13 protein-coding genes and 1 riboswitch are annotated in these 14,268 nt (G+C 54.0%); of the genes, 5 read left to right on the top strand and 8 right to left on the bottom strand.

Annotated elements, in window-relative coordinates; all coding sequences use genetic code 11:
- Positions 1 to 131: hypothetical protein (locus WCC56_RS12970; RefSeq protein ID WP_424692770.1), on the top strand; the 131-nt coding region annotated here is incomplete at its 5' end.
- Between the two features lie 60 nt (positions 132 to 191).
- On the opposite strand, the gene ubiA is transcribed toward WCC56_RS12970, so the two are convergent.
- From ubiA to pgi, 8 genes are all read right to left on the bottom strand, one after another.
- Positions 192 to 1,058 carry a 4-hydroxybenzoate octaprenyltransferase gene (ubiA, locus tag WCC56_RS12965; RefSeq protein ID WP_424692769.1) on the bottom strand — a complete coding sequence of 289 codons (867 nt, stop codon included), beginning with the start codon at positions 1,056 to 1,058 and terminating at the stop codon, positions 192 to 194.
- A gap of 19 nt (positions 1,059 to 1,077) precedes the next feature.
- The gene (ubiC, locus tag WCC56_RS12960) at positions 1,078 to 1,605 is read right to left on the bottom strand and encodes a chorismate lyase (protein WP_424692768.1); all 528 of its coding nucleotides are present in this window, start codon (positions 1,603 to 1,605) and stop codon (positions 1,078 to 1,080) included.
- A 129-nt stretch (positions 1,606 to 1,734) separates the two neighbouring features.
- On the bottom strand, positions 1,735 to 2,133 hold the full coding sequence (gene psiE / locus WCC56_RS12955; protein WP_424692767.1) for a phosphate-starvation-inducible protein PsiE: 399 nt from the start codon (positions 2,131 to 2,133) through the stop codon (positions 1,735 to 1,737).
- 152 nt (positions 2,134 to 2,285) lie between these two features.
- The gene (locus WCC56_RS12950) at positions 2,286 to 4,382 is read right to left on the bottom strand and encodes a YjbH domain-containing protein (protein WP_424692766.1); all 2,097 of its coding nucleotides are present in this window, start codon (positions 4,380 to 4,382) and stop codon (positions 2,286 to 2,288) included.
- A complete protein-coding gene (locus tag WCC56_RS12945; RefSeq protein ID WP_424692765.1) occupies positions 4,382 to 5,137 on the bottom strand; it encodes a capsule biosynthesis GfcC D2 domain-containing protein in 756 nt (251 codons plus the stop codon). The genes WCC56_RS12950 and WCC56_RS12945 overlap by 1 nt, the downstream gene beginning before the upstream one ends.
- Positions 5,134 to 5,781 carry a YjbF family lipoprotein gene (locus WCC56_RS12940; protein WP_424692764.1) on the bottom strand — a complete coding sequence of 216 codons (648 nt, stop codon included), beginning with the start codon at positions 5,779 to 5,781 and terminating at the stop codon, positions 5,134 to 5,136. The genes WCC56_RS12945 and WCC56_RS12940 overlap by 4 nt, the downstream gene beginning before the upstream one ends.
- Before the next feature lie 79 nt (positions 5,782 to 5,860).
- Entirely contained in the window at positions 5,861 to 6,109 is a 249-nt protein-coding gene (yjbE, locus tag WCC56_RS12935) for an exopolysaccharide production protein YjbE (RefSeq protein WP_424692763.1), read from the bottom strand.
- A 648-nt stretch (positions 6,110 to 6,757) separates the two neighbouring features.
- Positions 6,758 to 8,407, bottom strand: a complete 1,650-nt coding sequence (gene pgi / locus WCC56_RS12930; RefSeq protein WP_424692762.1) for a glucose-6-phosphate isomerase — start codon at positions 8,405 to 8,407, stop codon at positions 6,758 to 6,760.
- A 219-nt stretch (positions 8,408 to 8,626) separates the two neighbouring features.
- Here pgi and WCC56_RS12925 point away from each other — a divergent pair, with 219 nt between their 5' ends.
- The 4 genes from WCC56_RS12925 to panS all read left to right on the top strand — a co-directional run bounded on the left by WCC56_RS12925 (position 8,627) and on the right by panS (position 14,237).
- The gene (locus WCC56_RS12925; RefSeq protein WP_424692761.1) at positions 8,627 to 10,432 is read left to right on the top strand and encodes a cation:proton antiporter; all 1,806 of its coding nucleotides are present in this window, start codon (positions 8,627 to 8,629) and stop codon (positions 10,430 to 10,432) included.
- 52 nt (positions 10,433 to 10,484) lie between these two features.
- Positions 10,485 to 10,727: riboswitch (Lysine riboswitch) on the top strand.
- A 97-nt stretch (positions 10,728 to 10,824) separates the two neighbouring features.
- Positions 10,825 to 12,177 (top strand): lysine-sensitive aspartokinase 3, encoded by a 1,353-nt coding sequence (lysC, locus tag WCC56_RS12920; protein ID WP_424692760.1) that lies wholly within the window; start codon positions 10,825 to 10,827, stop codon positions 12,175 to 12,177.
- 267 nt (positions 12,178 to 12,444) lie between these two features.
- On the top strand, positions 12,445 to 13,137 hold the full coding sequence (gene aqpZ / locus WCC56_RS12915) for an aquaporin Z (protein ID WP_424692759.1): 693 nt from the start codon (positions 12,445 to 12,447) through the stop codon (positions 13,135 to 13,137).
- Between the two features lie 182 nt (positions 13,138 to 13,319).
- Positions 13,320 to 14,237 (top strand): ketopantoate/pantoate/pantothenate transporter PanS, encoded by a 918-nt coding sequence (gene panS / locus WCC56_RS12910; protein ID WP_424692758.1) that lies wholly within the window; start codon positions 13,320 to 13,322, stop codon positions 14,235 to 14,237.
- The last annotated feature ends 31 nt before the right edge of the window (positions 14,238 to 14,268 follow it).

Genomic DNA, 14,268 nt, shown 5'->3' with positions numbered 1-14,268 from the left:
GTGATGAAGGCTATATTAGTGACACCGGCGATGCGCAGGTGGAACAGACTCACAAGGTGTATCAGATGCTGGCTGACCTGATTACCCAGGAAGTGCGTATGACGATTGAAAGTGCGGGGCCGCACGACTAATCGTTTGAGCATAAAAAAGGGTCGATGAGCAATCATCGACCCTTTTTTATTGCCTGAAAGTCAGAGCCAGCCAGACAGTGGCGCAGTGCTGAGTGCAATCCCCAGGAACAACACCAGCCCAACGTAATTGTTGTTCAGGAAGGCCTGGAAGCAGGGATCCCGCTCACGGGCAGAGATCAGCTTCTGTTGGTGAATAAACAGCGCACCAGCCAGCAGAATTGACCAGTAGAATGCCCCGCCCAACTGCATCCGCCAGCCAATCACCGCCATCAGCACCAGCGTTGCCAACTGCAACAGCCCAATGATCAGCTTATCGAAGCGTCCGAACAGGATCGCGGTGGATTTAACGCCTATCTTCAGGTCATCATCGCGGTCGACCATCGCATACTGCGTGTCGTAAGCCACCGTCCAGCAGATATTAGCCGCGAACAACAACCAGCAGGTCAGCGGCACAGTTTCGCTAACCGCAGCCCAGCCCATCGGAATAGCCCAGCCAAATGCCGCGCCCAGCACCACCTGCGGCAAATGGGTGTAACGCTTCATAAACGGATAGACCCAGGCCAGCGCCAGCCCACCGAACGACAGCCAGATAGTCATCGCGTTCATGGTCAGTACCAGGCAGAACGACACCAGCACCAGCCCGGCAAACAGCAGTTTGGCCTCCTTTGAGGTCACGGCTCCGCTCGGTAAAGGCCGTGATCGGGTCCGTTTTACATGGCCGTCAATTTTACGGTCGGCAAAGTCGTTAACTACACAGCCAGCGGCACGCATGAAAAAGACCCCAAGCACGAAGACAATCAGGATATTTACCGGCGGGATCTGCCTTCCCGCCAGCCACAGCGCCCAGAAGGTAGGCCACATCAATAACAGTGAACCAATCGGCTTATCAATACGCATCAGGCGACTGTAAGCCCGGAATTTACTCATCGTCTGACTTCTCTCCACGTTACTCATTCCCGGCACCCAACAGCGAGGCATAAAGCGGTGCAGGAGGTAAAAACAGCTCGGTCAGCAATAAGGGCTTGCCGGAAAGGCGCAACAAAGAACGTCGTCCCCACAGGTCTCCGCTCTTGCCCGGCTCGATAAAATCCCGCGTCAGCGTTGAAGAGGCAAACAGATAGCGTCCCAGCGGACGAGTACCAAGCTGCTGCAACATCTGCTCAGGCCCTATCAGCGTCGATTCTGGCACGATTGTCCGCCCGGCAAGCCAGGGTTCACCATCGCCACAGAGCAGTATTTCACGCAGCCAGTAGCGTGATTCCAGCGGTAACAAGGCCACTTCATCGCCAACGTCTTCCGCGTCAATAAACCCTTCCTGCACCACCTTCACCGTGACTTTCTGACAGTGACGCTCAAAACGTTGAGTCATGGAGTCTTCTTCCATCAACCAGTCCAGCAGCGGGGCTGAAAGCAGAGGTGATGAGGCTGGCAGCCAGTCGAGGGCGCGCAAGTGCAACAGCGCGTTATCAGCCATTCGGCTTCTCCGGGCAAAAATTTTGGTGCCACAGTGTAACGCAGAGGCCGGGGGAGAACACAGATGGCTGGAGGAAATAGTGCGGATTTCTGGCGGTAGAGGGCGCGCCCGGACAGGCGCGCCGACACTTTATTCGCGTTTTAACCGGTTGCTGTTCGCCAGCCACAGCGTCACCACCAGGATCAGGATCGCGATGGAATAAGCCAGCGTATCCAGCGGGTTCTTATGATCGACAATAATCAGCCGAATAATGGCGGTAATGCCGATATAGACAAAATAGCGCAGCGGGAAGTGATAGCCGGTCTGGAAGTACTTGACGATTAAGGCAATAAATTCGAAGTACAGGAAGTAGATCACTATCCCTTCGATCAGCAGATAGGAGGAAGTTTGCTCGCCGGTGTTCAGCAACACGTTGGCCAGATGGAACGTCTCCTTCCCAAGAAAGACTGCCAGAATACAGGCTAATACAATCAGCCCTAAATTCAGCACCATCTGTAACACCCAGGCAATACGTGTCGCGGTAATCATGCAAAAACCCTCTAAAGTCACTGTTATGCGTCAGGATAATCCTGACAGGAACAATATGCTTTAGTGTGAGTTAGTTCACAAGTTTTGCTTGATGCGGGGCGTGAAGCTGGCGACACCGTTCCTCATTTTAGGGCCCGGTGTCGCCTTAACTTTTAACGGAAATCGATATCGCGGTCGGTGGTCATATCATAAAGCTGGTACTTACGGCCCAGCATCTGACCGCCATCTCGCGTCAACGGCGTCCAGTTAACCTGAGCACGGCCACGAGTTGGCGAGGCGGTGAACAGATCCATCGGAATGGAGATATAGAAGCCTTTAGTGAAGTCACCTTCTCCATACTCTTCAGCCGAAACGTTGGTTTTCGTGGCATACGCCCCGACAATGACGCCGCTGTCGAACTGGCGGGAAACATCAATTGTTGCCCCTTTGTCCTCGGCAAGATATTGCCCCACGCTCGCCTTCACCAACACCTGATTGTTGAAGAACGATGGACGCCAGTAAGCGGTCATGTTCCCGACTTTCGCTGAGTAGTTGTCGAACTTCATCATGTTGTCCCAGTCACGCCGCTTCACGTAGTTGGCATCAACCCCAAACGCCCAGTCAGAGTCCAGCGGACGGTACAACACTTCGCCCCCCACGCCGCCGTACATGGTTTCCAGATAACCGCCGTAAAGCTGGCCGTAGAATCCATTACCCAGCGCATGCATATAGTTGGCTTGCAGGTTGTTTACGTAAACGTTGTTTTCAACGTAGTCACGAATGTGGGTACGAACGCGCGGCAGTGATGAGTCGGTTGGCGCACCGTTATAGTTAAACTTGTCGTAGTTGTTTGCCAGGTTGCCAAACACGCTGCCGTCAATCAGCAAGTGCTTCGTCAGCCAGTAATTAGCATTCGCCATCACCCCGACCTGATACAGATAGAAGCTTTCCGGTCCGCCAACGGACTGATTCAGTACCGGCGCCAGACTGTAGTTTAAGTCATCCGCATCGATGTAATAACCCTGCTCAGTATGCCCAACATCAACCGGTTCAACCCGTTTCTGATCCAGCGACTGCTCTTTGCCCAACGGATACCCTTCAAGCTCCTGACGCAGACTGGCTACGTTAGTTTCCGTGGTGACCTGCGGCATACGGTTGCGGGTTTCGGTCACTTTCAGCGTATCAATGTTGGCTGGCAGGTTATTCATCAGGATCACGTTGGCACGATCGATGCCTTCCTGAGTATTACGATATTTGCTCTGCTGACCAGTGGCATACAGCGTGTTGCCCTGCACCTGAATACTTGGCGCATCGAGACCGGCGTTATACTTCAAATCGGTCAGCTGACCGGCAACCGCGGTTTGCTCAAGGAATTCACCCTGCGGATTCGGCTTATAAGCTGGCTTAGCCGAATCGATCGAGGCGGTGTGCAGGTCATTGAAGTTGGTCCGCAGAGTAAAGCCCGCCATGAACGTGTTACCACGCTCATAGCTGACGTTGACGTCCGCCCAATCGGTAATCCGGTAAATGGCGCCCACGTTGATTTTGATTTTTTGTTCAAGCTTACCGGCAAAGTCATCCTGGTAATCATTCCCTTCATATTCTGCTTTCAAACGCAGAGGCTGCCACGGGGTCTGGTATTCAACCCCGCCAAAGAACGCCGCAGGGCCTTTAAACATGTCTTTGCCGTTAACCGAACCGGCGGTGCCGCTGCTCCCTGAGCGATAGCAGTAGCTGCTGTCGGCTTCACAGAACGGGTTCTTCACCGTGCCACTGTTGCCAAGGTAGCCAAAGCCAAGACCCAGGGTGAAATCAAACGGTCCCCAGGCTTTGGTGCCCACCAGATATTCACTGTCGAACAGGCCGGTACCGCCAAGGTCACGCGCACCAACCGAGACTTCTGGTAACCAGTAGCCCTCTTCCCACAGGCGGGCTTTTAAATCGAACGCTTTGTCTTTGTAACTCTGCGAGCCACTGAAGCTCGCCACCGGGCTGTATTCACGTGTTTTCACATCGGTATAACGGATGGTGGCTTCAAGCCACGGGAACAGCTGCACGGAAGAAGAGTAGAAACGGTACTGGTCGTTATAGCGGTAGTTCAGGCTGAATTCGCCGTCTTTTGCCATACGAGCCGTAGGAACCTGTAACAGACCCACGCCACCAAAATCTGACTGTGAAGGCCCGACCGGATCGGGGTAAGTCGCCGCCTGAACCTGGCAGGCACAGGCAACGGAAACAGCTAGCAGGCTGAGAAGATACGTTTTTTTCATCAGTCAGGGATCCGGTGCGTCAAAACAGAAACAATCTGCTGGTTAAGGTCTTCATCGTCGCCAGGCAGCGTCCATGAGGAAAAGCCAACGTAAACAATGCTGCCTGGTTCTGGCTCAATGTGACGGTGATTCCAGTAGGCGACTGGCACTTCACTCACTTCACCATTCGGCGCAATCAGCACCGCAAAGTTACGTTCGGCCCCTGACAACCGGTCATGATCCTGTAAGTAATCCCGCACGCTGCGGCCAGGCTGCCACGCGGTTTTTCCGCTGCCAGAGAGCACACCAGCCAGGCTAATGCTGGTCGGTTTTTGCAGCGTATAGACGGTGTAATCCCCTTCCAGCTTGCGGTTTTGCGCAGGGCGCATCCGCACCCAATCAGGATCGAGATGGGCTATCTGGCGGCCAGTGACTTTTACTGCCGAGACTTGCTGCAAGACGTTATCCACCACCGCAGCCCGATCGCCATCGCCTTCAGCGTGCAGTTCATTGCTCCAGGCTTTCAGGCGCGCCAGCACCTGCTGCTGTTGCTGGATAGCCGCAGCTGTAGCCAGTTTTTCGGCAATCACCGTTCCCGGCCACCAGGTTTTATCCCTTAATGCAGGGCTGCTGACTAACTGAGCGAGGTTCTGTGCATGACTGACAATCGACGTCTGCGTCTGGCCCGGCGAATAGACCGTCACCTGGCTTTCTGCAGACACGCTGAGCGAAACGCAGGCTGAAATTCCTGCGAAAAGAAGTGTTATTTTTTTCATGATTTCGCAGGCTTCAGGATGGTGGTTTCGAGAGGGAAATAGTCGCCCCCCAGCGTTTGCTGTGACTGGCGAACCTGTCCGGAAGTGGTATCGATCCAGAAGGTGTTAGTCCAGGATTTGCCCTCAGCCGGCAGCTCTACCTCTTCCTGCCAGACGCGGCAGGCCACGTTGTTGCCTGCCAGCGAAAGCACCTGATCTTTCAGTCGGGTGAAGCTTGAGGTCGCTGTCGCTGCGCGGAATTTACCGGCTTCAGTCCAGCTCAGCGTGCGTGTCCAGCTTGCGCCTTCCGTCAGCTCCAGCGGCTTACTCAGCGGGTCCTGTTGCAGGTTATTCACCTCGATCAGGTTGTCACTCAGCCCGAGGGTTTTCACCACGCGGCCATGCTGAGTCACTACCATCGATTGATCGCGGGTGATCCATTTTTGTTGGCCATTTTCATCGAAGCCCAGCACCACATAGATTCGCTGCCCGTTATTCACGCGCAGATACATGCTGGCATAAGGCAGACTTTCTATTTGTTCATCAGAGACCTGAACATCATCCGCCCCGAGCAGAGCGAGTTTTACTGTCTCTCCCAGCCCTTTTTGTGTTTGTGTACAGGCCTGGAGAAGCAGGCATAAAAGCAGCAGTGATAGGTAGCGCACCTGTGTGTGTCCCTGAACAAAGTCTGACAATGTCGAAAAATAACCACACGAATGTGTGGTTATGATTAATTTACCGCACTTAACGCGTGGTGCTGGTGGTGGTCGTGGTGGTGGTGCCGGTGTTAGACCCGTTCCCGCCACTTGAGGCTGCCAGAGCCACACCTACCAGTGCGCCAAGCGCACCAATACCCACAGCCGTGGTGGTTCCTGCGGAGAGGGTTCCCGCTGAGGCACCGGCCGGAGCGCCAGCTTCTTCAGGCGCAGCAAACGCGGCTGAAGCACTGGCTAAGTACACTATGGCTGCAGCAGCACATAAGACTTTTTTCATAACATTTCCCTTCATAAAATGAATGGATACTTCACCTGAAGGGTTTCAGGCGCGTTCAGTATAAGGCAATAAATGACCAGAATTGAGGCTGTCCGCCTTCGATTAAGCTGGCGGTTTCTGATGCCTAAAATAAGCACGTTTATGCCACCCAAGGCAACATTTGACCAATTATTTCAAAATATTAGCATTTATGACTGCATTAACCCCGCTTGTTAGTGCCATTATCTGGCAATAGGCTTTAGCATGGCGAATTCACTGGTAAACTGGCTGCGAGGCGGTCACCTTCCATTAAAAACATATTTTTCATAATGTTAGACGCAATTAGAATCATAATATCGCGCCTGAAGGCGGCACAGCTTTAGGATTTATCTTGGCTTAAAGGCGGCGGGAAAGGCTGATTTTAAGAATATCCTCATCCTCAAATCACTGAGTTTATTCATTTTTGGGGGTGTTTCAGCGCTAGCAATCTGCTGATTCTAACGCCAAACGGTGTTATACCGCGATCGTGCAGAAAACAGGGGCATGTCAAGCAGGTCCAAAAGTAGCTAAAGGCGGATCTGATGCGCTAGCTGATTGCTTAAAAAACAAAGGGCTGGCGCATTTGCGCCAGCCCTTATAGTCAGGACGTGTCAGCGGTTTAAAGGCCGCTTAGCCGCGCCAGTTTTTATAACGGTTAATCAGTCCATTGGTTGAACTGTCGTGGCTGCTGACCTGCTCGCTACCAGACAGTTCTGGCAGGATGCGGTTAGCCAGCTGTTTGCCAAGCTCAACGCCCCACTGATCAAAGGTGAAGATGTTAAGGATTGCGCCCTGGGTGAAGATTTTGTGCTCATACAGCGCAATCAACGCACCGAGACTGAACGGCGTAATATCACGCAGCAGAATGGAGTTGGTTGGGCGGTTACCTTCAAATACCTTGAACGGCACGATGTGCTCGACGGATTGCGCGTCTTTACCCGCATCAGCGAACTCTTTTTCTACCACATCGCGTGACTTACCAAACGCCAGCGCTTCGGTCTGAGCAAAGAAGTTCGACAGCAGCTTGGCATGATGGTCGCCCAGCTTGTTATGGGTGATCGCAGGCGCGATAAAGTCGCAAGGAACCAGTTTGGTGCCCTGGTGGATCAGTTGGTAAAACGCGTGCTGACCGTTAGTGCCAGGTTCGCCCCAGATGATTGGGCCCGTTTCGTAGGACACTGGTGCGCCGTTACGGTCCACATTCTTGCCGTTGGACTCCATGTTACCCTGCTGGAAATAGGCAGAGAAACGGTGCATATACTGGTCATACGGCAGGATCGCTTCGGTTTCGGCACCGAAGAAGTTGTTATACCAGATGCCGATCAGCGCCAGGATCACCGGCAGGTTTTGCTCTGCTGGCGTGGAAGAGAAGTGTTTGTCCATGGCGTGTGCGCCACTGAGCAGCTTCTCAAAGTTGTCGAATCCTATGGACAGGATGATCGACAGACCAATTGCAGACCACAGGGAATAACGTCCGCCAACCCAGTCCCAGAACTCGAACATGTTGTCGGTATCAATGCCGAATTCACCCACGGCTTTACCGTTGGTAGAGAGCGCCGCAAAGTGCTTAGCAACGTGCTTATCATCCCCTGCGGTTTTCAGGAACCAGTCACGCGCGCTGTGGGCGTTGGTCATGGTTTCCTGGGTGGTGAAGGTTTTTGACGCCACCAGGAACAAGGTAGTCTCAGGATTAAGATCCTTCACCGCTTCCGCGATATGCGTGCCATCAACGTTCGACACAAAGTGCATATTCAGATGATTTTTGTACGGGCGCAGCGCCTCAGTCACCATGAAGGGGCCCAGGTCAGAACCGCCGATACCAATGTTCACCACGTCGGTGATTGGCTTACCGGTGTAACCTTTCCAGTCGCCGCTGATAATGCGTTCAGAGAAGGCTTTCATCTTCTCCAGTACCGCGTTCACTTCCGGCATCACGTCTTTACCGTCGACCACGATCGGCGTGTTGCTACGGTTGCGCAAGGCAACATGCAGCACGGCACGATCTTCAGTACGGTTGATTTTTTCGCCGGAGAACATCGACTTAATAGCGCCCTGCAGATCGGTCTCTTTGGCAAGAGCCTGCAGTTTAGCGAGGGTGTCACTGGTGATGCGGTTTTTCGAGAAGTCCACCAGCATCAGATCATCGAAGGTGGCAGAGAAGGTCGCAAAGCGGTTGCTGTCTTTAGCAAACAACTCTGAGATCTGAACGTCTTTCATCTCTTCAAAATGCTGCTGCAGCGCCTGCCAGGCAGCAGTTTGTGTCGGATTGATATTTTTCATAACAACACACTCTTTTTATTTAAGAACCGTAAATCAGACCGGACGCCATGTTACCCGAGGTGCCGCTCCGGCTTCCCTCTTCCTGCAACAGGTTTCAACTATCATAAAAGCAGGATTTTCCCACCTTTTTGTCCGGGGCTATTTATAATTCAGTCGGCGGTCAGCTTGCCCGCTCAGCGTTTCAGTATGACTATTCTTGCCGTCGAAAGGAAAAATTTTATGGAGTTATCCGCCCCACTGCTGTTGGTTATCATTGGATTAAGTTCGTTGGTAGCCCAGTGGCTGGCCTGGTTGCTAAGACTGCCGGCCATTTTGCCACTGCTCGTTTTCGGCATTGTCCTGGGGCCGTTGTGCCATGTTTTGCAGCCGGATGCGCTGTTTGGCACGCTGCTGTTCCCTTTTGTCTCACTTTCTGTCGCCATCATTTTGTTCGAAGGTGCGTTAACGCTTCGCTTTGATGAAATTCGTGGGCTAGGCAACGTGGTGCGTAACCTGGTGACCGTTGGCATGTTAATCACTTTCCTGGTGATCAGCGTTGCCTGCTGGGCTTTGCTGGATTTTCCACCAGAACTGGCCGCCTTAGTCGGTTCCGTTACCGTAGTTACTGGCCCGACGGTTATTGCCCCGTTGATGCGGGTCGTGCGGCCCAATAAAGCCATTAACCAGGTTTTACGCTGGGAAGGCATCGTTATCGATCCGGTCGGCGCTATCTTCACGCTGCTGGTGTTTGAATTCATTGTGCTGCGTCAGAAAGCTGAATCGTTAACGCATCTGTTCTGGACGTTAGGGCAGACGGCAGCCGTTGGCCTGATTGCCGGGGTGGTTTTCGGCTGGCTGCTGGGGGTTGCCCTGAAGCGAGTCTGGCTGCCAGGCTACCTGCAAAACTTTGCGGTGCTGGCCGTGATGCTTACGGCATTTGGTCTGTCGAATGCCCTTGCTGATGAATCGGGTCTGCTGACGGTCACCGTCATGGGTATCTGGCTGGCCAATATGCGTGAGGTCGACCTCACCGAGATCATCGCTTTCAAAGAAGAGTTATCCGCGCTGCTAATCTCTGGGCTGTTTATCATTCTGGCTGCACGGCTGGATTTGATGGCGCTGCTGTCGATGGGGTGGCCGTTGGTAGCGGTGCTGCTGATTGTGCAGTTTGTGGCCCGCCCGATCTGTATCGCCGTGTCGACCTGGGGTTCGTCTCTGCCGATGCGAGACCGGCTGATGCTGAGCTGGATTTCTCCGCGAGGCATCGTTGCGGCGGCAGTCAGCTCGCTGTTTGCTCTGACGCTGGAGAAAACCGGTTTTGCCGGCGCTGACAAGCTGGTTACGGTGGTGTTTGCGGTGATTATCGGCACCGTGGTGCTGCAAAGCCTGACCAGCTCCCTGCTGGCGAGAATGCTTAAGGTTCAGCAGCGTGAACCACGTGGCGTCCTGATCATCGGAGCAAACAGTGTGGCCAGAACGCTGGCAAATGCGCTGAAAAAGCTGGATATCCCGGTGCTGGTGACGGACAGCAGTTGGGAATATTATCGCCTCGCCCGTATGGAGGGGATCCCAGCCTATTATGGCAATGCCTGGTCAGAACATGCAGAAAACTTCCTCGATCTGAGCGAAACGTCACAGGTTCTGGCGCTGTCGCCTAACCGACATCAGAATGCATTAGCTGTGTACCACTTCAGCCATTTATTCGGTGAGAAGAAGGTGGCAGCCATTCGTTCAGGTGCGGCGTTGCGTGCTAAACGTGACAGTGAAAGCCCGCGCTTTCGCCGTCATGAAGTGCTGTTCGGCCAGGAACAGACTTATGCTCGCCTGAGCAGCCTGCTCTCCAAAGGGGCGATCATCAAAGCAACCCGCCTGAACGAGAATTTCGGCTGGCTGGAGTACCTGGAAAAAAATCAGGGTGTGATCCCGTTGTTTGTGCAAAACGAAGCTGGCACCCTAAGCCCGGTACGAGGTGAAGAGACGCCAGCGCTGCCCTGTACCCTGATAGCGCTGGTGCAAAATGAAAATTCCTCAGACGGCAGAGATTGACAGCGGCGCCATAAACCGATATTTGTAGTCCGCTTGTTGCGCATCTGATGCGCAAGCCAGAAGAGGCGCGTCGCCCAGGCAGTGTGTTGGAGGAACCGAATCCGCAGAAAACACATCATGGGGTGCGACGCCGAGGTACTCTCCCCCCGGAAGGGAGAGTATCGACCGCAGGGGCTGAATCCTCTGGGTTGTCACCAGCATCGTCCGCTTGTCGGGGGATCACTATTTACCGGTTTGGCGCAGCTTCAAGCGCCGTCAGACCGGTAGATAGACAAGGTGGGGCGCTTCTGGGTGATTCGTAGTTCTTCCCTTTTCTACGTCTTCCCCGTTTCTGCTCTTCCCTTGTACCAAGCTGATGGAAACTAATCCTGACACGAGGTATGTCAACAACTATGTCCCAATCCCTGATCGTGGCCAAATTTGGCGGCACCAGCGTTGCCGATTTTACTGCCATGAACCGCAGCGCCGATGTGGTGCTGGCCGATCCCACTACGCGCCTGGTGGTCCTTTCCGCCTCTGCGGGGGTAACTAACCTGCTGGTTTCTCTGGCTGAAGGCCAGGAGCAGGAGCAGCGGGCTTTCCAGCTCGATGAGATCCGCCGTATCCAGTACGCCATCGTCGACCAGCTATCGCAGCCTGAAGTGATCCGCGATGAAGTGGACCGCGTGCTGGAAAATATCACCATGCTTTCTGAGGCTGCCGCCCTGGCGACCTCAACGGCGCTGACCGACGAACTGGTCAGCCACGGTGAACTGCTCTCCACCCTGTTATTCGTGGAAGTCCTGCGCCAGCGTGACGTGGCCTCGCAGTGGTTTGACGTGCGTAAAGTGATGCGCACTGACGATCGCTTTGGCCGTGCCGAGCCCGATGTTGCTCTGCTTGCCGAGCTGACGCAAACGCAGCTCGCCCCTAAGCTGGCCGAAGCGCTGATCGTGACTCAGGGGTTTATTGGCAGCGAAGCCAAAGGCCGTACCACCACGTTAGGCCGTGGCGGCAGTGATTACACTGCGGCACTGCTGGGTGAGGCGCTGCACGCCAGCCGTATTGATATCTGGACGGATGTTCCGGGAATTTACACCACCGATCCGCGCGTAGTGCCTGCTGCCAAGCGCATCGATGAAATTACCTTTGAAGAAGCGGCCGAGATGGCGACCTTCGGCGCGAAAGTCCTGCACCCAGCCACGTTGCTGCCTGCAGTACGCAGCGATATTCCGGTGTTTGTTGGCTCCAGCAAAGATCCTTCTGCTGGCGGCACGCGCGTCTGCAACGAAACGCAGAACCCTCCGCTGTTCCGCGCACTGGCTCTGCGCCGTAAGCAAACGCTGCTGACATTGCACAGCCTCAACATGCTGCACTCCTGCGGGTTTCTCGTCGAAGTGTTCAGCATCCTGGCCCGCCACAATATTTCTGTAGATCTGATCACCACTTCAGAGGTGAGCATTGCGTTGACGCTGGACACCACCGGCTCAACCTCTACCGGCGACAGTCTGTTGACTCAAGCGCTGCTGACAGAACTCTCTTCACTGTGCCGTGTTGAGGTCGAAGAGAATCTGGCTCTGGTGGCGATTATCGGCAACAACCTGTCTCAGGCCTGTGGCGTGGGCAAAGAGGTGTTTGGCGTCCTTGAACCGTTCAACCTGCGACTGATTTGTTATGGGGCCAGCAGCTATAACCTGTGCTTCCTGGTGCCAGGCAGCGACGCCGAGCAGGTAGTTCAGACGCTTCATCACAATCTCTTCGAATAATTCTTAAATTATTTTCCTCTGTTTTCTGAAACCGGGCCTGGCCCGGTTTTTTTTATATTTTAGGGTCCTTCTGTTGGCAGAAATGCCCCCTTCGCATGCAGAAATACAGCCACAAATTGTCAGAAATCTCAGCAAAATGCCGAAGAACCGTGCCGAAAAAAGCCTGTTTAGTTGATAATATCGCCTAAAATCAAATTTCTACGATTGATGTTATGTTCCATTCATTGATAATCACGCTAATTAACTAATGATAATTGTGAGGTTTTCATGCAAAAGCTAATGGCTGAGTTTTTTGGAACGTTCGTTTTAGTGTTCGGCGGTTGTGGCAGTGCTGTATTGGCAGCAGCCTTCCCAGAGCTGGGAATTGGTTTCGCCGGTGTTGCGCTGGCGTTTGGTTTAACTGTACTGACGATGGCCTATGCCGTGGGTCACCTCTCTGGTGGTCATTTTAATCCAGCGGTCACTTTTGGACTTTGGGCAGGAGGACGTTTCCCGGCTTCACAAGTGTTGGGCTATATCGTGGCGCAGATTATCGGTGGGATCGTGGCAGCGGGGGTGTTGTATGTTATCGCCAGCGGTAAAGCCGGTTTTGATGCCACAGCCAGCGGTTTTGCTTCAAACGGCTATGGTGAGCATTCACCAGGTGGTTTCTCGCTGCTGTCAGGAATGGTCATTGAACTGGTGCTGACCGCCGTCTTCCTGATCATCATTCAGGGTGCGACCGATAAGCGTGCCCCGGCAGGCTTTGCCCCCATTGCTATCGGCCTGGCGCTAACCCTGATCCACCTGATCAGCATTCCGGTGACCAACACCTCGGTAAACCCGGCGCGCAGTACAGCCGTTGCTATTTTCCAGGGCGGCTGGGCCCTTCAGCAGCTATGGATGTTCTGGTTGATGCCGATTGTTGGCGGCATGGTCGGCGGATTGATCTACCGCGGCCTGCTGGCGCATAAAGAGTAATTAGCCTGTTCTGTGCGGGCCAATGCCAGTTGGCCCGCCCTTCCTCCTCTGCTGCCCCTTTTCACACCGATATTTAATGCTATGATTCGGCGTTCACTTTTTCCACGTTCCGGAAAAGCGAACTGTCTGATGGCAAAAACCTGCAAAAAACAAACACAACCTCGAAAAAAGGAAGTCTGGCTATGCTCGCCTTTGTTACCCGGCTGTTCCCATTATGGGCAGTCCTGCTCTCTGTTGCCGCCTATTATTCCCCCTCCACCTTTCTTGGTATTGGTCCGTGGGTGACTTATCTGCTGATGCTGATCATGTTCGGCATGGGCGTTACGCTAAATATCGGTGATTTTAAACGCGTACTGACGCGCCCTGCTCCGGTCATTGCCGGGACATTCCTGCACTATCTGGTGATGCCGTTAGCAGCGTGGGGCCTGGCTAAGCTGTTCCATATGCCGCCTGACCTTTCTGCCGGGATGATCCTGGTGGGCAGCGTGGCCAGCGGCACGGCGTCAAACGTGATGATTTATCTGGCAAAAGGCGATGTTGCCCTTTCCGTCACCATCTCCTCCGTTTCCGCACTGGTGGGCGTTTTCGCCACGCCACTGCTGACCAAGCTGTATGTGGATACCCACATTCAGGTTGATGTGGTGGGCATGTTGCTGAGCATTGTGAAGATTGTGGTGGTGCCGATCGGCATCGGCCTGATTGTTCACCACACCCTGAATGGCCTGGTGAAGCGCGTTGAGCCTTACCTGCCGGCGTTCTCAATGGTGTGTATTTTGCTGATCATCAGTGCCGTCGTGGCCGGAAGTCAGGGCTTTATCGGCTCGGTTGGCCTGATGGTGATTGCTGCGGTGATGCTGCATAACGCCATTGGTCTGTTAGGCGGGTATTGGGGCGGGAAATTGTTTGGCTTTGATGAGTCCACCTGCCGCACGCTGGCGCTGGAAGTGGGGATGCAGAACTCTGGCCTGGCGGCCACGTTAGGCAAGCTGTACTTCTCGCCACTGGCTGCCCTACCGGGGGCGCTGTTCTCGGTCTGGCACAACTTGTCTGGTTCACTGCTGGCGGGTTACTGGTCCGGCAAGCCGATCAAAAAGAAATAAGTCATCTTTCCCCCGCCGTCCGGCGGGGGAA

Origin of the sequence: Erwinia sp. (assembly GCF_049696395.1) — a bacterium.
In the GTDB taxonomy this organism is placed as follows: Bacteria; Pseudomonadota; Gammaproteobacteria; order Enterobacterales; family Enterobacteriaceae; genus Erwinia.
Note: the sequence above shows the minus strand (reverse complement) of the source record. Positions and strands in the feature narration are given on the sequence as shown.